The sequence below is a fragment of the Mycobacterium paragordonae genome (assembly GCF_003614435.1).
GTDB classification, from domain to species: Bacteria; Actinomycetota; Actinomycetes; order Mycobacteriales; family Mycobacteriaceae; genus Mycobacterium; species Mycobacterium paragordonae.
The window spans coordinates 1,327,517-1,349,729 of the sequence record NZ_CP025546.1 but is presented as its reverse complement, the minus strand read 5'-3'; the positions used below and the strand labels follow the sequence as shown (position 1 = coordinate 1,349,729).

The following is a 22,213-nucleotide window of genomic DNA, read 5'->3' as shown; positions in this document are numbered from 1 at the left end:
CATCGCCAACTACATGGAAGCGGGGTTGTGCCAGTGGTATCTGCGCTCGGTCTGCCAGAGAAAGTGCGCGCCTGCCTGTTCGACCTCGACGGTGTGCTCACCGACACCGCGAGCGTGCACACCAAGGCTTGGAAGGAGATGTTCGACGCCTTTCTGAAGCAGCGCGCCGAGCAGTCGGGTGACGAGTTCGTCCCCTTCGACGCCGACTCCGACTACCGCCAGTACGTCGACGGCAAGAAACGCGAGGACGGCGTCCGGTCCTTCCTGGAGAGCCGGCACATCGAACTGCCCGACGGCGGCCCCGACGATCCCGCCGACGCCGAGACCGTCCACGGCCTGGGCACCCGGAAAAACGATGCGTTCCAAGCGGTTCTGCACAAAGACGGGGTCAAGGTGTTCGACGGGTCGCGCCGCTACCTGGAGGCCGTCAAGGAGGCCGGTCTCAAGATCGCGGTCGTCTCCTCGAGTGCCAACACCCGCGACGTCCTCGAAATCACCGGCTTGGACCGGTTCGTGCAGCAGCGGGTGGACGGTGTGACGCTGCGCGAAGAGGACATCGCCGGCAAGCCGGCGCCCGACTCGTACCTGCGCGGTGCGCAACTGCTCGATGTCGAGGCGGACGCCGCCGCGGTATTCGAGGACGCAATCTCCGGCGTGCAGGCCGGCCGGGCCGGTAACTTCGGACTCGTGGTGGGAGTAGACCGGGTGGGTCAAGCGGAGGAATTGCGCGACAATGGCGCCGACGTGGTGGTGAGCGATCTCGCCGAACTGCTCGATGACCGCGATGACGATGACGGGGACACAACATGATTTCTGAGGAAGCGTTTCCGGTTGAGCCGTGGCAGATCCGCGAGACCCGTCTCAATTTGAACCTGCTGGCCCAGTCGGAGTCATTGTTCGCATTGTCCAACGGGCACATAGGATTACGCGGCAACCTCGACGAGGGCGAACCCTACGGTCTACCGGGCACCTATCTGAACTCCTTCTACGAGATCCGGCCGCTGCCGTACGCCGAAGCCGGTTACGGATACCCCGAAGCCGGGCAGACCGTCGTCGACGTCACCAACGGAAAGATCATCCGGCTGATGGTCGACGACGAGCCGTTCGACGTCCGCTACGGCGAACTGCTGGACCACGAGCGAATTCTGGACCTGCGCGCCGGAACGCTGACTCGGTGCGCACATTGGCGCTCCCCCACCGGCAAACAGGTCAAGGTGACATCCACCCGGCTGGTGTCGCTGGTGCACCGCAGCGTCGCCGCCATCGAGTACGTGGTCGAAGCCATCGACGATTTCTCCCGGGTCACCGTGCAGTCCGAGCTGGTCACCAACGAGGACCAGCCGCAGACCTCCGACGACCCCCGGGTATCGGCCATCCTGGAGAACCCGCTGGAGGCCGTCGATCACGAAATCACCGAGGGCAGAGCGCTTCTCATGCACCGCACCCGCAGCAGCGCGCTGATGATGGCCGCTGCGATGGACCACGAGGTCGAGGTTCCGGGCCGGTGCGAGATCAGCACCGACGTCCGCGCCGACCTCGCGCGCACCACCGTGATCTGCGGTCTGCGGCCCGGGCAGAAATTGCGCATCGTCAAGTACCTCGCTTACGGCTGGTCCAGCCTGCGGTCCCGCCCGGGGCTGCGGGACCAGGCCGCCGCGGCGCTGTCCAGCGCCCGCTACAGCGGCTGGCAGGGTCTGCTCGACGGGCAGCGCGCCTACCTGGACCTGTTCTGGGACGCGGCCGACGTCGAAGTCGAGGGCGACCCGGAAAGCCAACAGGCGGTGCGGTTCGGGATGTTCCACCTGCTGCAGGCCAGCGCCCGCGCCGAGCGTCGCGCCATCCCCAGCAAGGGCCTCACCGGGACCGGCTACGACGGCCACGCCTTCTGGGACACCGAGGGATTCGTGCTGCCGGTGCTTACCTACACGGTGCCGCACGCGGTGGCCGACGCCCTGCGCTGGCGCGCCTCGACGCTGGACCTGGCCAAGGAGCGGGCGGCCGAATTGGGCCTGGACGGTGCGGCGTTCCCGTGGCGCACCATCCGTGGTCAGGAGTGCTCGGCATACTGGCCGGCCGGCACCGCGGGCTGGCACATCAACGCCGACATCGCGATGGCGTTCGAGCGCTACCGCCTCGTCACCGGCGACGAATCCCTGGAGGAGGAGTGCGGTCTGCCGGTGCTGATCGAGACCGCGCGGCTGTGGATGTCTCTGGGGCACCACGACCGGCACGGTGTGTGGCACCTGGACGGGGTGACCGGCCCGGACGAGTACACCGCGATCGTCCGCGACAACGTCTTCACCAACCTGATGGCGGCCAACAACCTGCGTATCGCCGCCGACGCGGCCAAGCGCCATCCCGACAAAGCCGGAGCGCTCGGCGTCACCACCGAAGAGATGGCCGCGTGGCGCGACGCGGCCGGCGCCGCCCACATCCCCTACGACGAGGAGTTGGGCGTCCACCAACAGTGCGAAGGATTCACCACTTTCGCCGAATGGGACTTCCAGACCAACGCCACCTACCCGCTGCTGATGCACGAGGCGTATGTGCGGCTCTACCCGGCGCAGGTGATCAAGCAGGCCGATCTGGTGCTGGCCATGCAGTGGCAGAGCCACGAATTCACGGCCGAACAGAAAGCGCGCAACGTCGACTACTACGAACGGCGCACGGTCCGCGATTCCTCGCTGTCGGCCTGCACCCAGGCGGTGATGTGCGCCGAGGTCGGCCACCTGGAGCTGGCTCACGACTACGCCTACGAAGCCGCGCTGATCGACCTGCGCGATCTGCACCGCAACACCCGCGACGGTCTGCATATGGCCTCGCTGGCCGGGGCGTGGACGGCGCTGGTCGGCGGCTTCGGCGGACTCCGCGACGACGAGGGTGTGCTGTCCATCGACCCACAGCTGCCCGACGGGATCTCCCGGTTGCGATTCCGGTTGCGCTGGCGCGGTTTTCGCGTGACGGTGGACGCCGACCACGAGAACGTCATGTACACCTTGCGCGACGGTCCCGGTGGCGAGCTGGTCATCCAGCACGCCGGCGAGGAACTCACGTTGAGCACCGAGGAGCCCACGACCATCGCGGTGCGTCCGCGGGAGGCACTGCTGCCGCCGCCGCCGCAGCCGCCGGGCCGCGAGCCGTTGCACCGCCGCAGCCTGGCCAGGATGGCGCCGGCGACGTAGCTCGGGGGCGGGCTTCGGGGTTACTTGGCTATGACGGCAAAGTGGCTGCTGGTGGCCCACGACGCTTCGAAGACGGCGAAAGGAACGACCTCGTCTCGGCCGTAATCCACGCCGCTGTCGTTGAGATGCACGACACCGGCCCCGGTGTCGATGCCGGTGACGACGACGAAGTGGTCTTCGTGGGCATGGTCGCCGGGCTGATTCCACAGCGTCTCGCCGTTGACCGCGGCGAGCACTTTGCGGCCGGCACCCAACTCCGGTGCCAGCGTCCCAATGGTGAACTGGCCCCGGACGCTCGGAATTCCATAGTGCCCCAACAGAACCGCTACGTCCCAAGGGTCGGTGCCGTTGCCGTTGAAGATCGGTCCGGTCCCAGCCGAGTTCGGGGTGTTCGCGGCCACCGCCTTGACCTCGTCCTCGGTTGGCTCGTTGCCGGTGATCTCACCGACCACATCGGCCACCGCGACCTCAGCGCAGGCCATGTTGTCGTGCTGGCGGCGCCAGAATGGTGCTGCCGCTGCGGGGTTGCCATACATCCGGGCGCCATCGCCGCCCGGATTGGCCTGCGCCACAGAGGGATAGGCGATCAGCGATGCGGTGGCCAGCGTTGCCAGCGCGCCCGCGAACCCGAAGTGCTTTGCTGCCTTAGTCATCATGAGCAAAGTTTCGGACGAATCGCTCACCAGATCTTTGGGAAATCCCTGCGGAATTCTTGCGCCGCAGGCGGCGCAGGGCTCAGCGGCGACTCAGTGCGGTTGGACCATGCGGGCCAACTCGGCCATCACGGACTGCCGCAGCTCGTCGTCCGTCAGGTCGTCCAGCCCGGTCGACGCCCGCAGGAACGGCTCGAAAAGCCGCCAACCGAATTGCAGGGCAGCCGCATTGGCCACCGCCAGCCGCGCACTGCGATCATCGGGAAATTGCGGGCGCACCGCCTCGAGCAGCTGCGCCATGCCGGGAAACTGCGTCTGCAGCTGCCCGACCGGATAGCCGTCCAGCAGCGTGCGGGCGATCACCCGCATGTGCCGTTCCACGGCTTGCTCCACCTCCGCCTCCGGGGCACCGCGCTGCCGCGCCCCGGTGGTGGCCGCACTCAGGTGGTCGAGCACCGCGCCGACCAGTTTCTCCTTCGTGCCGAAGTGCCGAAAAACCAAGCCGTGGTTCACCTTTGATCGAGCGGCGATGTCACGGATCGAGGTTGCGGCGGGTCCGCGCTCGGCGAACAGGTCGGCGGCCGCCTGCAGCACCGCGGCGGCCACCTCTTCCCGACCGGTGGGAATCGCGCCGCGCGAAACGCTTGCCGTCCGTGTAGTCACACGTCTACGTTAACGTGGTAGTCACCTGACTACACCAGATCGCCGGAAAAGGGACTGAAGATGACACAAGCGGTTACCGTCACCAAGCTGAGCAGCCGGATCGGCGCCCGCCTCGACGGGGTGCACCTGGGCGGCGACCTGGACCAGGGCGCCGTCGATGAAATCCACCAGGCGTTGCTGACCCACAAGGTCATCTTCTTCCGCGGCCAGCACCACCTCGACGACGACGGACAACTGGCGTTCGCCGAACTGTTGGGCACCCCGGTCGGCCACCCGGCCGCGGCAGCGTTCGGCGCCAAGGGCCCGATCATCACGCCGATCAACTCCGAGTGGGGTAAGGCCACGGCCTGGCACACCGACATGACGTTCGCCGCCAACCCGCCGGCGGCCTCGATCCTGCGCGCGGTCACCCTTCCCGCTTACGGCGGTACCACCCTGTGGGCGAACACCGCTGCCGCCTACGACGGCCTGCCCGGGCCGCTCAAGGATCTCGTCGAGAACCTGTGGGGGCTGCACACCAACAAGTTCGACTACGCGGTCAGCGAGGCCGACCTGGAATCGCTGACCGACGCCCAGCGGGCCATGGTTACCGGGTTTCAGCAGCCGGACTTCCGCACCGAACATCCGGTGCTGCGGGTGCACCCGGAGACCGGCGAAAACACCCTGCTGCTCGGCAACTTCGTGCGCAGCTTCGCCGGACTGGACCCGCATGACTCCGACGTCCTCTTCGAACTGTTGCAGCGTCGAATAACTCAGCCGGAGAACACAATTCGCTGGAGTTGGGAGCCGGGCGACGTGGCCATCTGGGACAACCGCGCCACCCAGCATCGCGCGGTCGACGACTACGACAACCAGCACCGGCTCATGCACCGCGTCACGCTGCTCGGCGACGTGCCGGTCAACGCCCGCGGTGAGCGCAGTCGGGTGATCAGCGGCGCCCCCCTTGCCGTGGCGTAGTCAACTGACTACACTCGCTGTTATGTAGTCAGCTGACTACACCCCTCTTCCGTAAAGGAACAGCGATGACAAACCTGATAGCAGTCCAGAAACTGGGCAGCCGCATCGGCGCGGAGATCAACGGCGTTCGCCTGGGCGGAGACCTCTCCCCCGCGGTCGTGGAGCAGATCCGCGCCGCGCTGTTGACCCACAAGGTGATCTTCTTCCGCGATCAGCATCACCTCGACGACCGGGAGCAGCTCGCGTTCGCCGGGCTGCTCGGCACTCCGATCGGCCACCCGGCCGCCGCCTCGCTGGCACCGGACGCCCCGGTCATCACCCCGATCAACTCCGAGTTCGGCAAGGCCAACCGCTGGCACACCGACGTCACGTTTGCCGCCAACTACCCGGCCGCCTCGATCCTGCGGGCGGTCACGCTGCCCAGTTACGGCGGTTCGACGCTGTGGGCCAACACCGCGACGGCCTACGCCGAGTTGCCCGAACCACTGAAGTGTCTGGCCGACAATCTGTGGGCGCTGCACACCAACCGCTACGACTACGTCCAGAGCGAGCTCCAGCAGATGACCGACCTGCAGCGCGCGTTCCGGCAGGCCTTCGAGAAGACCGACTTCCAGACCGAGCATCCGGTGGTGCGGGTCCACCCCGAGACAGGCGAACGAACCCTGGTCGCCGGTGACTTCGTGCGGGGCCTTATCGGCCTGGACAGCCGGGAATCCAGCGCGCTGTTCGAGTTGCTGCAGAACCGAATCACCCTGCCGGAGAACACCATCCGATGGAACTGGCAGCCCGGTGACGTGGCCATCTGGGACAACCGGGCCACCCAGCACCGAGCCGTCGACGACTACGACGACCAGTACCGGCTGATGAACCGGGTCACGCTGATGGGCGACGTGCCCGTGGACGTGCACGGACAACGCAGCCGGGTGGTCAGCGGGGCGCCGCTGGCTCTAGTCAGCTGACGGGTGAGCTGACGGCCGAGCCGATCAGCCGGTCTTGGTCTTGCTGACCGGGTCGATCGGTAGCCACCGCAGCGCGCCGGGCGCGTCGGCGGGCACCACCGGGCTCTCCGGTTCGATCGGGTCCAGCCTCCGGTAGGCGTCTCCCTGCAGCGGCCGCTCGTCGTTCTGGCCCTTGTTGGGCCAGAGCGACGCCGCGCGCTCGGCCTGCGCCGCGATGGACAGCGAGGGGTTGACGCCGAGGTTGGCAGAGATGGCCGCGCCGTCGACGACGAACAACGTCGGGTAGCCGTAGACGCGGTGGTAGGGGTCGATGACGCCGTTGGACGGGCTGTCGCCGATCGCCGCGCCACCGAGGAAGTGGGCGGTCAGCGGAATGTTGAACAGCTCGCCCCAGGTGCCGCCCGCCACGCCGTCGATCTTCTCCGCGATGCGGCGGGTGACCTCGTTGCCCACCGGGATCCAGCTCGGGTTCGGCTCGCCGTGGCCCTGCTTGCTGGAGAACCAGCGGATGCCGAGCTTGCCCCGCTTGGTGAACGTGGTGATCGAGTTGTCCAGGTGCTGCATCACCAGCGCGATCGTGGTGCGCTCGCTCCACTGCCTGGGGTAGAGCATCCGCAACATCAGCCGGGGATTCGCGCGGGCCTGATTCAGCAGTTGCCGCCAGCGCGGCACGTCGGTGCCCTGCGGTCCGGCGCCGTCGGTCATCAGCGTCTGCAGCAGCCCCATCGCGTTGGAGCCCTTGCCGTAGCGGACCGGCTCGACGTGGGTGTCGCTCGTCGGGTGGATCGACGACGTGATCGCGACCCCGTGGGTCAGGTCCAGCTTGGGATCCACCTTCAACGTCGCGGCGCCGACGATCGATTCGGAGTTGGTCCGGGTCAGCACGCCCAGCTTTTCGGACAGCTTGGGCAGCTTTCCGGCGTCCCGCATGTTGAACAGCAGGTGCTGGGTGCCCCAGGTGCCGGCGGCCAGGATGAGGTGCGAGGCGGTGTAGGTGTGCCGGTCGCGGCGCACCCAGCTGCCGGTGCGGACCGTCTTGACCTCCCACAGGCCGTCGGCGCGCTGCTCGAACCCCTTGACGGTTGTCATCGGAATCACTTGTGCACCAGCGGATTCCGCGAGAGCCAGATAATTCTTCAGTAGCGTGTTCTTGGCGCCGTGCCGGCAACCCGTCATGCAGCATCCGCATTCCATGCAGCCGGTGCGCGCCGGTCCGGCGCCACCGAAATAGGGGTCGGGCACCGTTTGGCCCGGTGTCTGTTTGCCGTCGGGGCCGAAGAACACCCCGACGGGGGTGGGCACCCAGGTGTCGCCGCAGCCCATCTCGTCGGCGACCTCCTTGAAGATGCGGTCGGCGTCGGTGAAGGTCGGGTTGTAGACCACACCCAGCATCCGCTGGGCCTGCTGGTAGTGCGGCATCAGCTCGTCACGCCAGTCGGTGATGTGCTTCCACTGCTGGTCGTTGAAGAACGGGTCCGGCGGGATGTACAGCGTGTTCGCGTAGTTCAGCGAGCCGCCGCCGACGCCCGCCCCGGCCAGGATCATGACGTTCTTGAGCGGGTGGATGCGCTGAATGCCGTAGCAACCCAATTTGGGGGCCCAGAGGAACTTGCGCAGGTCCCAGGAGGTTTTGGCGAAATCCTTGTCGGCGTACCGGCGGCCGGCTTCGAGCACTCCGACCCGGTATCCCTTTTCCGTGAGGCGCAGCGCGCTCACGCTGCCGCCGAAGCCTGAACCGATAATCAAGACGTCAAAGTCCGGTTTCATCGGAGCAGTATGACCCGCTTTACATCCGACTCGTCAAGCAGTCTGCCGAGCAGACGCAAAATCGCGTCTTTTGGCGCTACACCGTGCGATTTCATGTCTGCTCGCGACAAAACCGGGCCCTCAGCTGGCGACCGTCAGACCGACCTTCTGGAACTCTTTGAGGTCGCAGTATCCGGCCTTGGCCATCGCCCGGCGCAGGCCGCCGACCAGGTTCAAGGTGCCGAACGGGTCGTCGGACGGCCCGTTGAGAACGCGCTGCAGCGGCGGGCGCTCGCCGACCGCGATCTGCAGCAGTGCCCCGCGGGGCAATGACGGGTGCGCGGCGGCCGACGGCCAGAACCAGCCGTCGCCCAGCGCCTCGGCGGACTCGGCCAGCGGCGTGCCGAGCATCACCGCATCGGCGCCGCACGCGATGGCCTTGGCCAGCTCGCCGGAGGTGTGAATGTCGCCGTCGGCCAGCACGTGCACGTAGCGGCCGCCGGTTTCGTCGAGATACTCACGCCGTGCGGCCGCGGCGTCGGCGATCGCGGTGGCCATCGCCACGCTGATGCCCAGCACCTCGTCGGTGGTGGTCACGCCCCGGGTGGAGCCGTAGCCGACGATCACGCCGGCCGCGCCGGTCCGCATCAGGTGCAGCGCGGTGCGGTGGTCCTGCACGCCGCCCGCGACGACCGGGATGTCCAGCTCGGAGATGAAGGTCTTGAGGTTCAGCGGCTCGCCGTCGCTGGCGACCCGCTCGGCCGAGACGATGGTGCCCTGGATGACCAGCAGATCCACGCCGGCCTGCAGCAGCACCGGGGTGAGCGCCTGAGCGTTCTGCGGGCTGAGCCGTACCGCGGTCGTCACGCCGGCCTCGCGGATCCGGGCCACCGCCGCGCCGAGCAGCTCAGGGTTGAGCGGAGCCGCGTGCAACTCCTGCAGCAGCCGGATCGCGGCCGACGGCTCGGGCTCCTTGGTCGCAGCCTCGATGAGCTGGGCGATCTTGCCCTGCACATCGGCGTGCCGGCCGATCAGCCCTTCGCCGTTGAGCACCGCCAGCCCGCCGAGCCGGCCGAATTCGATGGCGAACTCCGGGGACACCAGGGCGTCGGTCGGGTGGGCCAACAGCGGGATCTCGAACCGGTAGGCGTCCAGCTGCCACGCCGTCGACACATCCTGCGACGAGCGGGTGCGCCGCGACGGCACGATGTTGATCTCGCTGAGTTCATAGGTACGACGGGCGCTGCGGCCCATGCCGATCTCAACCATGGTCACCGTCAGCGCGCGTAGTAGTTCGGTGCTTCGACGGTCATCGCGACGTCGTGGGGGTGGCTTTCCTTGAGACCGGCGGGTGTGATCCGGACGAACTGCGCCTGCTGCAGCACCTCGATCGTGGGCGAGCCGGTGTACCCCATCGCCGCGCGCAGACCACCGGTCAGTTGGTGGATCACCGAACCGAGCGGGCCGCGGAACGGCACGCGGCCTTCGATGCCTTCGGGTACCAGCTTGTCCTCGGAGAGCGCGTCGTCGGCGAAATAGCGGTCCTTGGAGTAAGACTTGGCACCGCCTCTGCCCTGCATGGCGCCCAGCGACCCCATGCCCCGGTAACTCTTGTACTGCTTGCCGTTGACGAAGATCAGCTCACCGGGCGCTTCGGCGGTACCGGCCAGCAGCGAACCGAGCATGGCCGCCGACGCACCCGCGGCCAGCGCCTTGGCGATGTCGCCGGAGTACTGCAAGCCACCGTCGGCGATCACCGGCACACCCGCGGGCCGGCACACCGCGACGGCCTCGAGAATCGCCGTGATCTGCGGTGCGCCGACACCGGCGACCACCCGGGTGGTGCAGATCGAACCGGGCCCGACGCCCACCTTCACTGCGTCGGCGCCGGCGTCGACCAAGGCTGCCGCGGCCGAGCGGGTCGCGACATTGCCGCCCACGACGTCGACCCGGTCGCCCACCTCGAGCTTGAGCTTGTTGACCATGTCGAGCACCAGACGGTTGTGCGCGTGGGCGGTGTCGACGATCAGCACGTCCACCCCGGCGTCGACCAGCATCATCGCGCGCACCCAGGCGTCACCGCCGACGCCGACGGCCGCTCCCACCAGCAACCGGCCGTCGCTGTCCTTAGTGGCCAGCGGGTGCTGTTCGGTCTTGACGAAGTCCTTGACGGTGATCAGGCCGGTCAGCCGGCCGTGCCCGTCCACGATGGGCAGCTTCTCGATCTTGTTGCGGCGCAACAGACCCAGCGCCGCCGACGCGCTGACACCCTCCTGCGCTGTGATCAGCGGCGACTTGGTCATCACCTCGGCGACCTGGCGGTTCTGGTCGACCTCGAACCGCATGTCGCGGTTGGTGATGATGCCGACCAGCGCGCCGTCGTCGTCGACGACGGGAAGACCGGAGATCCGGAACCGGGCGCACAGCGCGTCTACCTGGGCCAGCGTGTTGTCCGGACGGCAGGTGACCGGATCGGTGACCATGCCGGCCTCCGAGCGCTTCACCATCTCCACCTGGCCGGCCTGCTCGGCCACCGGCAGGTTGCGGTGCAGCACGCCCATGCCGCCAGCGCGCGCCATCGCGATGGCCATCCGGGACTCGGTGACGGTGTCCATCGCCGAACTCACCAGCGGCACCTTCAGGCGTACCCGCTTAGTGAGCTGACTGGAGGTGTCCGCGGTGGCCGGCACCACGTCGGAGGCCGCGGGCAGCAGCAGCACATCGTCGAAGGTCAGGCCCAGCATCGCGATCTTGTGCGGGTCGTCGCCTCCGGTCGGCACCGGGTCCTCGGAGAGGCCGCCCACGCGCACGTACGGGCTGCCGACCAGGTCGGAGCTGTCTTCGAGGCCGGACATGCCACGGGACATCGGCGGGGCCCTCCAAATGCAGGCTGCGGTAAGAAAGATCATCCTATCGGCTATCGGGGACAGCCTGACTCGCGACTTCGCCGTGTCATCCGGGTAGTGGCGCGGGCACGCGCCACGGCGTCATCCGGGTAGACGGTATGGGGGCTGGGGCCCCACTCACATGTGAACGTGGGTTGCCGACAGGAAATGGGTCCTGGCGGTAGAGCCACAGATGTGGGAGGCCCCAGTGAAGGTTCAGCGTACGAGTGTTGGTCTGGATGTGCACGCGCGATCGGTGGTGGCGTGTGCTTTGGACGGTGATACCGGTGAGGTTTTCGAGCGCAGGTTGACCCCGGATCGCGGTGAGATCCTCGCGTGGTTGGGTGATCTGCCGGGTCCTGTTGCGGTGACGTATGAGGCGGGCCCGACGGGATTCGGGTTGGCTCGGGCGGTGGATGCGGCGGGCATCGCCTGTGTGGTGGCCGCGCCATCGAAGTTGATCCGCCCGGCTGGCGATCGGGTCAAGACCGATGCCCGTGATGCGGCGCATCTGGCTCGGTTGCTGCATCTGGGTCAGATCACCGAAGTGACGATTCCTAGTGTGGAGCAGGAAGCGGCGCGTGATCTGGTGCGGGCCCGCGAGGACTGCCGCGGGGATCTGATGACTGCACGGCACCGGTTGTCGAAACTCTTGCTGCGCCAGGGCATTGTCTATTCCGGCGGAAAGACCTGGATCCGCGAGCATGAGCGGTGGTTGCGTGCCCAGCGGTTCGACAACCCGGCGCTGCAGCTGAGCTATGACACCGCGTTCGAGGCGATGCTGTCCTGCGTGGACCGTCGTAACCGTCTTGACGAGGCGATCGCGGCGATGGCGAGCGACAGTGAGTTCACCGCGGTCGCACGTCGGCTGGGTTGTATCCGCGGGATCGCAACGTTGACCGGATTCGGGTTGGCTGTCGAGATTGGTGACTGGAATCGTCTGACCGGCCGCAGCATCGGGGCGTATCTGGGGCTGGTGCCCTCGGAGTATTCCTCGGGAGCAACACGTGCCCAAGGTGGGGTAACCAAGACCGGCAACGGCCATGCTCGGCGACTGCTGGTAGAGGCGGCCTGGCATCACCGCACCCCGTATCGGCTCAGCGAAACTCTGCGTCGTCGATGGGAATTGGCGCCAGCCGCGGCTGTGGCTCGTGGCCAAGCCGCTAATCGGCGCTTACACGACCGCTGGCTGAGGTTCGACGAACGTAAGAAACGCTCGGTGATCGCCAACGTCGCTGTCGCCCGTGAACTGGCCGGCTGGTGCTGGTCTATGGCGGTCCTTCCGGACTGACCACCCCCATATTGCCCAGATGAGCAACGACGATGTCGGCAAGCGTCTTGGAGTTACCCGCGCCGCCACTATGAGCAGTCTTGTTGTCACACCACAGATCACGCTCGACGTTAGACACGCTGGCCAAACTCCGACTCGAAAATTCCGTCCTGCGGTAACCAACCCGCGCATATCAGACTGACACGCGTCGATACGACACGCTCGATACCTCAGCGCTCACCTGGCTAACGAAGCGGCGGCCATGACGACGGTTGTGGCCGCCGCTTCACCCTGCCCCCTTGACAAAGGGCCCTACATATCAGTGGCGCGGGCACGCGCCACGGCGTCATCCGGGTAGTGGCGCGGACACGCCACAGCTATTTCTGGCGTCATCCCGGTGGTGCGGGGCGCGCCCCGGCAATTTCTGGCGTTATCACTACCGGCCTGCGTAGGCTATGGGGGTGCGTGACCACCTCCCGCCGGGTTTGCCGCCCGATCCCTTCGCCGACGACCCAATGGACCCGTCGGCCGCTCTGGAGGCCGTCGAGCCGGGCCAGCCACTGGATCAGCAGGAACGGATGGCCGTCGAAGCGGACCTGGCGGACTTGGCGGTATACGAGGCGCTGTTGGCGCACCGCGGGATCCGCGGCCTGGTGGTCTGCTGCGACGAGTGTCAGCAGGACCACTACCACGACTGGGACATGCTGCGGGCGAACCTGCTGCAGCTGCTCATCGACGGCACCGTGCGTCCGCACGAGCCGGCCTATGACCCCGAGCCGGACGCCTACGTCACGTGGGACTACTGCCGCGGGTACGCCGACGCCTCGCTCAACGAAGCGACGTCAGACGCGGACGGGTTCCGCCGCCACCTCTGAGGTGCGCTCTCTGATTTAAAGGCGGCTCAACTAAGGCCGGGTGCTGGTCGGGAACGGTGTTCTCGGAGTAGCCGGTCCTGACGTCCTGTCCCACAACTCCCCCGACGGAGTCGACGGCGCAGGTGTAGTGGCTCCCGCCGCCGGCGAGTTGGGCGTGACCGAGGTGCTGGATTTGGGCTTGCCCGTGGTGGTCGGGGTGGTGGTCGCCGGTGCCGGCGTGGTGGTCGTCGCCTTGGGCTTGGTGGTCGACGGAGTCGCGGACAGGCTGGGCGGCGTGGTGGTGGCCGGCGAAGGCGTGGTGCTGGGAGTCGGCGTCGGCGACGCGGTGGTGGAATCCACCGGTTCCGTCACCTCCGGGGATGTCGACGCCTCGACCGGCGGTTCGGTGGCAGGGGCCAGCGGCTGCGGGGTCAGTGAGTTCGGGGCACTGGGGACTGCCAACTTGGTGGTGGGCGGCGAGGCGGACCGCGTCATGGGATTGGGATCGCGCTTTTCCACCTTGGTGTTGAGCTGGTTCACCTCGTCGAGCAAGCCCTGCCGGCGGCCGCCGTCGTTGACCGCCTGCAGCGTGCTGCTGACCTCCGCCAGCTGGGTCTGCGCCTGGTCCCATTGGCCTTGGGCGATCATCTGCTCCACCTTGGCCAGATCGGCCTTGGCAGACAACATGATCTGGTCGTCGCTGACCCTCGGTTCGTTGAACATCATGGCGTGCAGGCCGTACAACAGGTCACCTGGCCGGGCGTCGCCCACCACCGCACCGAACCCGCTGAGCAACAGCAGGGTCGCGGCCACCGAACCCACCGCGGCCAGGCCGCGGCGTCCGCGGTTGCCGTCCATCATCCCGGCGCGCAGCGCGTCCTCTGCTTCGTCCTGCGACACCAGCGCACTGGCCGGCGGCCAGCGCAGATCGTCGCGCCATTCGCCCAGCAGTGCCGTCAACGCCTCGTCTTCGAACCCGGCGGGATCGCCGAATGCGACCTCAGTGCGCGCCGCCAGCGCGTCGAGGAGCAGGTCAGTGCCGGCCACCTCGTCCAAGGCCGGCTGATCATTTCCGAAATCAGAACTACGCATATTCACCTGCCGCGACGATCTCGTCCCTCAACCGTTGAAGCGCGCGGTGCTGGGCCACCCGAACCGCACCCGTCGTGCTGCCGACAGCGGCAGCGGTCTCCTCTGCGCTCAAACCCACCACCACGCGCAGGATGAGGATCTCGCGTTGTTTGGCCGGCAAGATCTCCAGCAATTCGTTCATCCGGGTCACCGAGTCGGCCTCGATGGCCCGCTGCTCCGGACCGGCATCCGCTGACCGGCGCTCCGGCACCTCTTCGGCGGGGTAAGCCAGGTCGCGACCGGCGGCACGATGGGCATCGGCGACTTTGTGCGCCGCGATGCCGTACAGGAAGGCCAGGAAGGGGCGCCCCCGGTCCCGGTAGCGCGGCAACGCCGTTATTGTCGCCAAGCACACCTCCTGAGCCACGTCGTCTGCAGACAGTCCGCCCCGTTCGACGGTGCCGACCCGCGCTCGGCAGTACCGGACGACGATCGGACGGATGGTCTCCAGCACCTCCCGAAGCGCATTCCGGTCCCCCGCGGCGGCCTCCACGACCACTGCGTCGAGACGTTCTCCCTGCATTGTCATCGACGGCGGTTTCTCCAAGGTCACGGACGGGACACATCCCGGGCTAACTCGCTGAGCGACAATATCGGGCGGACAGGATGTCAAGCAGTACGCCAGGTCCCACCGGCGCGTTGTACTTCACCTGCGCAAATATCCCGAATTTCGGCGAGTTCCGGCAGTCCCTGTGGCGGAACCGTGACGCTTCCGGTATCGATCAGCAAGCAAGCCAACGCCCACCGCAGAGGTGTCAGTCCGAGCGGTTCGGCCGCCTGAAGTGCCGGTTCCGCGACGGCTCGGGCCCGCTCGACGGCCCCCGCGCTGCACAGGGCCGCGGCCAGCACCACATCGCTCTTGACGCGGTGCCGCGCCGACCCGCCGGCCATGGTCCGCGCCTTTTCGACCGCTTCCTCCGCGCGGCGCACAGCGGTCGGGCCGTCACCGGAGGCCATCGCCAGCTCGGCGCCGACCCAGCCCCGGCGCACCGCGAGCCGGTCTGCTGTCGGCGCCGTCAGTCCAGCCCCGTCCAGCGCGGCGTCCGCCCGTGTCAGCAGCGTCGCCGCGACAGCGAAGCGGCCGATACCCAGGGCGTCGGCGGCCAGCCCGACCAGTGCGTCGGCACGCGCCTCCGGGTCGTCGCCGGCCAGCGCGAACGCCCGCCCGTCCCAGCCGCGCGCCAGCGTGTGCCAACCCAGCTGGCGCAGAAACGATCCGTGCGTGCTGTGCGCCAGCGATGCCAGCGGGCCGGCAGCGACCTGGCGGCGCAGCGTGGCCAGGTCGGCGTAGGCGCTGCCGTAGCGGCCCTGCCCGCCCGCGGCGACGGCACGCAACCACAGCTGCCGCGGTGTGGTCGCCGCCGGCAACGGCCAGTCCCCCGAGCGGCTTCCGAACGCGGCATCCTCGAGTGCCTTCTCGACAGCAGCAACGCCCGCGGCCTCGCGCACAGTGATGATCTCGCCCCCGCCTGTTCCGACAAATCCCGCCGAAAGATTACTGGCATGGGGTCACGGCGACACCGAATGACGGCGCGACAAGGTGAGCAAGGCCCGTCCGAGCGCGGTGTTGGACGCGGTTGCAGCGACCGCCGGCCGGCCGGCCGGGTGGCCGCCGTCCGCCCGATCCATCATGCGCCGGCCCGGCTGCTCGCGCTGGTTGACACCGACCCGCAAGCGGTCGCGCAGGCCTGCGGGTATGGCGGGTTTGAATCACCGTGATATCTGCGGATCGTTGGTAAAAAGTTTGTGCGCTCTGTGTTACCGCAATATTACCTACAGTGGCTTTCCGGCCAATTACAGCTTGCTCACATCACCCGCCTGAACTGGCAGTTTGATGTAACAACGCGATCCGGTTAGCACACCTAGCCTTCGGCAATAGCGTCACAGATGAACGCGGAGTTAATTCTCAAACAACGGGCACGTATTTCGCCACACCTTGCGCCTATTGACGGCATTTCGATAGCCCACCTAGCGTCTACCGTGTTCGGTGTAGTCATCGGTGACGCCACTGCCATTCGGTTGCACAACTCGCCTCGTTCGCGAGCCTGCCATTCAGGTGTGCCGTGCAGAGAGGGAATCAGCAATGCCACAGCCGGAACAGCTTCCTGGGCCCAACGCCGACATCTGGAACTGGCAGTTGCAAGGGTTGTGCCGCGGTGTCGACTCGTCGATGTTCTTCCATCCCGACGGTGAGCGTGGTCGCGCGCGGATGCAGCGTGAGCAGCGGGCCAAGGAGATGTGCCGGCGTTGCCCGGTGATCGACGAATGCCGGACTCACGCGCTGGACGTCGGGGAGCCGTACGGGGTGTGGGGCGGCCTGTCAGAGTCCGAGCGCGACATGCTGCTCAAGGGTTCCATCGGGCGCAACCGCGGGATCCGCCGCTCGGCCTGATTAGTGCAAGACGACGCAGGCCCGGGTGGAGTACCCCGGGCCTGTGTTCTGTCGCGTGGCTAATCGTTCAGATGGCGGCCGATCGCGGCCGCCGCTACAGGTAAGTGCGTAGGTGGTCCTGGGCTCCGGAATGGAAACCCCTGAGCGACAATGATTTCGAAGCGAACGCATCAGCTCCGTGGTACATCCCCGGGATGGTGACCAGAGTGCACGGAACACCGCCGGCCCGCAGTCTTTCGGCGTAGTCGACGTCCTCGCGGTAGAACAAGTCGAGGTCACCGACTCCCACCCACGTGGGGGGCAACCCGGCCAGGTCTGTTCGCCGGGCCGGCGCCGCGTACTGCGGGGCATCCGACATTCGCGGCTCCCGGCCCAGGTAGCAGGTCCAACCGAACCGGTTCGACGCCGGCGTCCACAGGAACCTGCCCCGTCCCTCATGATCGGTGCGCAGGGCGGTGCGGTCGTCGAGCATCGGGTACACCAGCACCTGCGCGCGCAACCCGATGCCCTCGTCGTGGCTGCGCTGCGCGACGGCGGCCGCCAGCCCGCCGCCGGCGCTGGCTCCCATCACCGCGATGCGGGCCGGATCGATGCCGAGCTCATCGGCGTTGTCACGCATCCAGCGCAACACGGCCATGCAATCGTCGAGCGCGGCGGGGAAGGGATGCTCGGGGGCCAGGCGGTAGTCCGGTGAGACCGTGACGACGCCGAGATCCCTGGCGAGGCGGGCCGTTCCGAATGCCTCGAGCCGTGATGAGCCGACGATGTAACCGCCGCCGTGGATCCACAGCACGGCGGGCCGTGGGGGCTGTACCTCGGTCGGCGTGGTCACCATCACCGGAACGGCGAGCTCACCGACGCGACGCTCCGCCACCATCACCCCGGGACCCGAGGGCGTGCGAATCCGCGAACTCAGCCGGAACAGCGGGAGCAGCCCCGCGCGGCGGGTGGACGGCATGAACGGCAACAGCGGGCTGCGGAGATCGGGCGCCACATCCGCCATTGCGTCCCGCGCAGCCCTGTACCGCCGCACCGCCAACGCGGCCGGCACCACAGCGGCGACGGCGGCGAGGCGCTTCACGCGAGGAGCTTAACCGGCGCCCACGAGCGGCCTGAGTGCCTCGCCCACCGCCGTGACGACGCCGGGGGTGTAACCGTGGGTCGGGAGATTGACGATCACTCCGTCGACGCCGGCGTCGAGCACCCGGCGCTTGATCTCCTCGGCCACCTGCTCGACCGTGCCGGTGACGGCCCGCCCACCCTGGGCCTCGCCGATGTCGCTTGGTGCGCCGTACCCGTCGAGCACCACCGTCAACAGGCAGCTGGTCTCCAATGTGGCCGGGTCGCGGTCGATTTCGGCGCAGCGCTGGCGCAGCACGTCCAGCTTGGCCGGCAGGTCGTCGATGTCGGCGATGATGTTGAGGTGGTCTGCATACCGGGCGGCCAACCGGAAGGTCTTCTTCTCCCCGCTGCCGCCGAGCATGACCGGGATGTGATCGCGGTAGCGGGGCTCGTTGACCGCATTCTCGGTGCGGTACCACTTGCCGGAGAAGCTGGGCCGTTCGCCGTGGAACATGGGGAGGATGATCTGCAGCGCCTCTTCGAGCTTCTCGAACCGCTCCGTGAAGGTGTCGAAGTCGAAGCCCAGCTGCCGGTGCTCCAGCTCGAACCAGCCGGCCCCGATGCCCAGGATCGCGCGGCCCGCACTCACCACGTCCAGCGTCGTGACCTCCTTGGCGAGCAACGTGGGGTTGCGGTAGGTGTTGCCGGTCACCAGCGTCGACAGCTGGATGCGCTCGGTGGCGGTCGCCAGAGCTCCCAGCGCGGTGTAGGCCTCCAGCATGGGTTCGTCGGGTTCGCCCAGCCCGGGCAGCTGGTAGAAGTGGTCCATCAACAGCACGGTGTCGAATCCGGCGCTCTCGGCTTCCTGAGCCTGCGCCTTGACGGCGGGGAAGAGTTCGGCGACCGGGGTGCCGTAGGAGAAGTTGGGAATCTGCAGTCCGAGTCGAATGGTCATGTAGTGGTGTAACCACTCCCGGCCGCGATTAAGTCCCGGCCGACAAAATCCGTTGGAAGGCCCTGCCGCATTGTCGCCACGAACATTGCGGGCGAGTGACCGACGCAAGTCCATCTCGTTGCATGTTCACGATTGTGGTTGTGCGCCATAGGCATTCAGAGCTATAGGCGAACGCTTCCGGTGGCACTTATCGACCCTGTGACCGATAGTCATAGGGACTGCATAGGAATGGACATGGGTGAAGTTTTTCAGTTTCATCGGGAGATCATCGTCAGCGGCGACGACCCGCTGTCGAAGACCATCGCCGAGGAACTCAGGGGCGCCGGCGCGCGGATCATCAAGATCAACACCGCCGCCGATCTGCGTGCCGCCGGCGTGCACCGCGCCCGCGCCGTTGTCTGCGCCGGACCCAACGACGCGGTCAACCTCGAAATTGCCCTACTGGCAAGGGAATTCAGTCCGACCGTGCGCGTGGTGGCACGTCTGGCCAACGAGGTGCTGCGCCGGGGGGTGGCCGGGGTCAACGGTCCCGGCGCCATTCTGGACCTCGCAGACCTGGCGACACCCTCCATCGTCGAGGCGGTACTGTCCCGCAACACCCACCAATTCGACGCTGCCGGTATCGAATTCGTGGTTTGGGGATCCGAGGCACGGCATGACGGAACGCTGCGCGAACTCTACGCCGACCTCGCACCGGTAGCGGTGGTGCACGGCAAGCACTCCCCCGTTCCTGGCGAGGTGGTGCCATGCCCCGGGCGGGATCAACGGGTCTACGCCGGCGACTGGACCTCGATGATCGGTGTCAAGGACGAGTTGGAGGCGCGCGGCATCACGGTGCCGCCGCCGGGCGCGACACGCTCGCGTCACTCCCGGATGCGCCGCGCAGTGGATGCGGTCCGCGCCATGAGTGACGACCTGAACCCGATGGTGTACCCGTCGCTGGTGTTCACGTTGTTGTTGACGCTCGCCTCGACCGTTGTGGTGCGCCTCGGCCACCACAACCCGGAACTGTCGTGGCTGGACGCCCTGTACTTCGCCTCGGAGACCATCACGACCGTCGGCTACGGCGATTTCAATTTCGCCTACCAATCCCCCTTCCTGCGCTTGTTCGCCGTCGGACTGATGTTCGGCGGCGTGATCATCACCGCGGTGCTCACCGCCTTCCTCGCCGACCTGCTGCTGTCGCGGCGCTTCGTGAACACCACCGGGCGGCTGCGGGCCCGGCACATGCGCGGCCACATCGTCGTGGTCGGACTCGGTTCGATCGGAGTCCGGGTGGTGACCGACCTGACCGCGGCGGGCTACGACGTGCTGGTGGTCGAGCAGAACGAGAACAACCCGTTCCTGCAGACGGTGGCCGAATTGGACGTACCGGTCATCTTCGGCGATTCCACGATGCGCCAGACGCTGGAAGCGGCACGCGTCGATCAAGCCCGGGGAGTCGCGGTGGTGACCAGGGACGACATGGAGAACATCGAGACCGGCATCGTGCTGCTCGAGGTCCTGGGATCCGACACCAAGGTGCCGATCGTCATGCGCGTGCAGGGGCGCGCGCTGGGCACGGCGATCAACCGGCGGTTCGGCTTCGAGAATGTGCGGTCGATAGTCGACCTGGCGGCTCCCTGGTTCATCGGGGCGGCGATGGGTCTGCAGGTGCTGGGCACGTTCTGGGTCGGCCAGCGCTCGTTCATGGTCGGCGCGATGCTGGTGGCGGCGGGCAGCGAACTGGACGGACTCTTGATGCTCGAGCTGTCCACCCAGACCCGGGTCATCGCCATCATCCGCCCGGAGGGCCCGATCCGGCTGCGCCCCCGCCGTGACGCCCGGCTCAAGGCCGGCGACACCGTCTACCTCATCGGCCCCTACCGGGAACTGATCGCCACGCTGCGCAAGGGCCAACCGCCGCCGCTGACCGCGATCAACGGCGAGAGGTCGAGCACCCTGGCCGCCGCGCGCCGGCCGGACGTCCGCCCGCCGCGATGGGCGCAGGACGTTGAAGTCTAGACGTCGTAATAGAGGGCGAACTCAAAAGCCGTGGGCCGCAGGTTGAATGGTGCCAATTCGTAGTCACGCTTGTAGTTGATCCAGGTCTGGATCAGGTCAGGCGTGAAAACGCCTCCCTCGGTGAGGTATTCGCTGTCTTCCTCCAGACGGTCGATCACCGCGGACAGCGACGTGGGCGCCTGCGCGATGTCCGCGGCCTCCTCGGGCGGCAGGTCGTAGAGGTCCTTGTCGATCGGCGGGGGCGGCTCGATCTTGTTCCTGATGCCGTCCAGACCGGCCATCAACATGGCGGCGAACGACAGGTACGGGTTGCCCGAGGCATCCGGACAGCGAAACTCCAGGCGCTTGGCCTTCGGATTGTTGCCGGTGATCGGGATCCGCACGCACGCCGAACGGTTGCGCTGGCTGTAGACCAGGTTGATCGGCGCTTCGTAGCCGGGAACCAGGCGCTTGTAGGAGTTGATGGTGGGGTTGGTGAAGGCCAGCAGCGAGGGCGCGTGGTACAGCAACCCGCCGATGTAGTGGCGGGCGGTGTCCGACAACCCGGCGTACCCGTCCTCCTCGTACATCAGCGGAACGCCGTCCTTCCACAACGACTGGTGGCAGTGCATGCCCGAGCCGTTGTCGCCGAACAGCGGCTTGGGCATGAACGTCACCGATTTGCCTGCCTGCCAAGCGGTTTGCTTGACGATGTACTTGTACATCTGGTGGTCGTCGGCCGCGTGCAGCAGCGTGTTGAACCGGTAGTTGATCTCGGCCTGGCCGCCGCTACCCACCTCGTGGTGGCCCTTCTCCAGAGCGAAGCCGGCGTTCGTCAGGTGCGTGAGCATCTCGTCGCGAAGGTCGACGTAGTGGTCGGTCGGGGCGACCGGGAAATAGCCGCCCTTGGGACGGACCTTGTAGCCGAGGTTCGGGCTGCCGTCGGCCTCGGTTTCGGCCCCGGTGTTCCACCACCCCGAGGTCGCGTCCACCTTGTAGAACGCACCGTCGATGCGCGAGTCGAAGCTCACCGAGTCGAAGATGTAGAACTCGGCCTCGGGTCCGAAATAGGCGGTATCGGCGATGCCGGAACTGATCAGATAATTCTCGGCCTTGCGGGCGACGTTGCGCGGATCGCGCGAGTAGGGCTCCAGCGTGAAGGGGTCGTGTACGTGGAAATTGACGTTCAGCGTGGGGGCTTTGCGGAACGGGTCGATGGTGGCGGTTTCCGGATCCGGGAGCAACAACATGTCCGATTCATGGATCGACTGAAAGCCGCGAATCGAGGATCCGTCGAAGGCCAAGCCCTCCTCGAATACGTTCTCGTCGAAGGCGTAGATCGGAATTGTGAAGTGCTGCATGGTGCCCGGCAGGTCGCAGAAGCGGACATCGACATATTCGATGTTCTCGTCCTTGGCGAGTTTGAAGATGTCGTCGGGCGTCTTTTCGGACACGGGATGCTCCTTTTTCGGCTATCCGCTGTGGTGCGCCCTCCCATTGACACATGCCGCGCCGCACCCC

At 67.1% G+C, this 22,213-nt stretch carries 20 protein-coding genes; 8 read left to right on the top strand and 12 right to left on the bottom strand.

The annotated features are described in order from the left end of the window. Positions 1-33 precede the first annotated feature (33 nt). Together C0J29_RS06380 and C0J29_RS06375 are read left to right on the top strand one after the other, a co-directional pair. Positions 34-810, top strand: a complete 777-nt coding sequence (locus C0J29_RS06380) for a beta-phosphoglucomutase family hydrolase (protein ID WP_120791803.1) — start codon at positions 34-36, stop codon at positions 808-810. Continuing rightward, positions 807-3,182, top strand: a complete 2,376-nt coding sequence (locus C0J29_RS06375) for a glycoside hydrolase family 65 protein (protein ID WP_120791802.1) — start codon at positions 807-809, stop codon at positions 3,180-3,182. Before C0J29_RS06380 ends, C0J29_RS06375 begins: the two co-directional genes overlap by 4 nt. Positions 3,183-3,202: 20 nt before the next feature. On the opposite strand, the gene C0J29_RS06370 is transcribed toward C0J29_RS06375, so the two are convergent. After that, entirely contained in the window at positions 3,203-3,835 is a 633-nt protein-coding gene (locus tag C0J29_RS06370) for a C39 family peptidase (RefSeq protein WP_133447892.1), read from the bottom strand. Positions 3,836-3,928: 93 nt separating this feature from the next. Further along, positions 3,929-4,498, bottom strand: a complete 570-nt coding sequence (locus C0J29_RS06365; protein ID WP_082977799.1) for a TetR/AcrR family transcriptional regulator — start codon at positions 4,496-4,498, stop codon at positions 3,929-3,931. A 60-nt stretch (positions 4,499-4,558) separates the two neighbouring features. Here C0J29_RS06365 and C0J29_RS06360 point away from each other — a divergent pair, with 60 nt between their 5' ends. Further along, positions 4,559-5,455, top strand: a complete 897-nt coding sequence (locus tag C0J29_RS06360; RefSeq protein WP_120791800.1) for a TauD/TfdA dioxygenase family protein — start codon at positions 4,559-4,561, stop codon at positions 5,453-5,455. Between the two features lie 65 nt (positions 5,456-5,520). Further along, a complete protein-coding gene (locus tag C0J29_RS06355) occupies positions 5,521-6,414 on the top strand; it encodes a TauD/TfdA dioxygenase family protein (protein ID WP_120791799.1) in 894 nt (297 codons plus the stop codon). Between the two features lie 24 nt (positions 6,415-6,438). Here the strand turns inward: C0J29_RS06355 and C0J29_RS06350 are convergent, their stop codons facing one another. The 3 genes from C0J29_RS06350 to guaB form a co-directional block, all read right to left on the bottom strand. Next, positions 6,439-8,181 (bottom strand): GMC oxidoreductase, encoded by a 1,743-nt coding sequence (locus tag C0J29_RS06350; RefSeq protein WP_065043242.1) that lies wholly within the window; start codon positions 8,179-8,181, stop codon positions 6,439-6,441. A 120-nt stretch (positions 8,182-8,301) separates the two neighbouring features. Further along, positions 8,302-9,429: a GuaB3 family IMP dehydrogenase-related protein gene (locus tag C0J29_RS06345; protein ID WP_065043269.1), complete on the bottom strand. Its 1,128-nt coding sequence runs from the start codon at positions 9,427-9,429 to the stop codon at positions 8,302-8,304. An 8-nt stretch (positions 9,430-9,437) separates the two neighbouring features. Next, a complete protein-coding gene (gene guaB / locus C0J29_RS06340; RefSeq protein ID WP_065043241.1) occupies positions 9,438-11,027 on the bottom strand; it encodes an IMP dehydrogenase in 1,590 nt (529 codons plus the stop codon). Between the two features lie 226 nt (positions 11,028-11,253). Between guaB and C0J29_RS06335 the strand changes: the two genes are divergently transcribed. Then, positions 11,254-12,336 carry an IS110 family RNA-guided transposase gene (locus tag C0J29_RS06335; RefSeq protein WP_425272107.1) on the top strand — a complete coding sequence of 361 codons (1,083 nt, stop codon included), beginning with the start codon at positions 11,254-11,256 and terminating at the stop codon, positions 12,334-12,336. Here C0J29_RS06335 and C0J29_RS33310 read toward each other — a convergent pair. Continuing rightward, positions 12,314-12,454 (bottom strand): hypothetical protein, encoded by a 141-nt coding sequence (locus C0J29_RS33310; RefSeq protein ID WP_162951401.1) that lies wholly within the window; start codon positions 12,452-12,454, stop codon positions 12,314-12,316. The two genes, C0J29_RS06335 and C0J29_RS33310, sit on opposite strands and share 23 nt — an antisense overlap. A 322-nt stretch (positions 12,455-12,776) precedes the next feature. Between C0J29_RS33310 and C0J29_RS06330 the strand changes: the two genes are divergently transcribed. Next, positions 12,777-13,190, top strand: coding sequence for a DUF5319 domain-containing protein (locus C0J29_RS06330; protein ID WP_055579226.1), 414 nt, complete (start codon positions 12,777-12,779; stop codon positions 13,188-13,190). Positions 13,191-13,220: 30 nt separating this feature from the next. Here the strand turns inward: C0J29_RS06330 and C0J29_RS06325 are convergent, their stop codons facing one another. From C0J29_RS06325 to C0J29_RS06315, 3 genes are all read right to left on the bottom strand, one after another. Further along, positions 13,221-14,261 carry an anti-sigma-D factor RsdA gene (locus C0J29_RS06325; protein ID WP_162951396.1) on the bottom strand — a complete coding sequence of 347 codons (1,041 nt, stop codon included), beginning with the start codon at positions 14,259-14,261 and terminating at the stop codon, positions 13,221-13,223. Further along, positions 14,254-14,829 carry an ECF RNA polymerase sigma factor SigD gene (gene sigD / locus C0J29_RS06320; RefSeq protein WP_065043268.1) on the bottom strand — a complete coding sequence of 192 codons (576 nt, stop codon included), beginning with the start codon at positions 14,827-14,829 and terminating at the stop codon, positions 14,254-14,256. The genes C0J29_RS06325 and sigD overlap by 8 nt, the downstream gene beginning before the upstream one ends. A gap of 80 nt (positions 14,830-14,909) precedes the next feature. Next, entirely contained in the window at positions 14,910-15,749 is an 840-nt protein-coding gene (locus C0J29_RS06315; RefSeq protein WP_120791798.1) for a hypothetical protein, read from the bottom strand. Between the two features lie 634 nt (positions 15,750-16,383). Between C0J29_RS06315 and C0J29_RS06310 the strand changes: the two genes are divergently transcribed. Further along, a complete protein-coding gene (locus tag C0J29_RS06310; RefSeq protein WP_065043238.1) occupies positions 16,384-16,692 on the top strand; it encodes a WhiB family transcriptional regulator in 309 nt (102 codons plus the stop codon). 94 nt (positions 16,693-16,786) lie between these two features. Here the strand turns inward: C0J29_RS06310 and C0J29_RS06305 are convergent, their stop codons facing one another. Both C0J29_RS06305 and C0J29_RS06300 read right to left on the bottom strand, forming a co-directional pair. Next, the gene (locus C0J29_RS06305) at positions 16,787-17,773 is read right to left on the bottom strand and encodes an alpha/beta hydrolase (protein WP_242460365.1); all 987 of its coding nucleotides are present in this window, start codon (positions 17,771-17,773) and stop codon (positions 16,787-16,789) included. 9 nt (positions 17,774-17,782) lie between these two features. Continuing rightward, on the bottom strand, positions 17,783-18,709 hold the full coding sequence (locus tag C0J29_RS06300; protein ID WP_120791797.1) for an LLM class F420-dependent oxidoreductase: 927 nt from the start codon (positions 18,707-18,709) through the stop codon (positions 17,783-17,785). A gap of 234 nt (positions 18,710-18,943) precedes the next feature. On the opposite strand from C0J29_RS06300, the gene C0J29_RS06295 reads away from it, so the two are divergent. Next, complete coding sequence (locus C0J29_RS06295) at positions 18,944-20,713, top strand: NAD-binding protein (protein WP_120794589.1); 1,770 nt, start codon at positions 18,944-18,946, stop codon at positions 20,711-20,713. Here the strand turns inward: C0J29_RS06295 and glnA are convergent. Next, entirely contained in the window at positions 20,710-22,146 is a 1,437-nt protein-coding gene (glnA, locus tag C0J29_RS06290; protein ID WP_120791796.1) for a type I glutamate--ammonia ligase, read from the bottom strand. The genes C0J29_RS06295 and glnA overlap by 4 nt on opposite strands. Between the last annotated feature and the right edge of the window lie 67 nt (positions 22,147-22,213).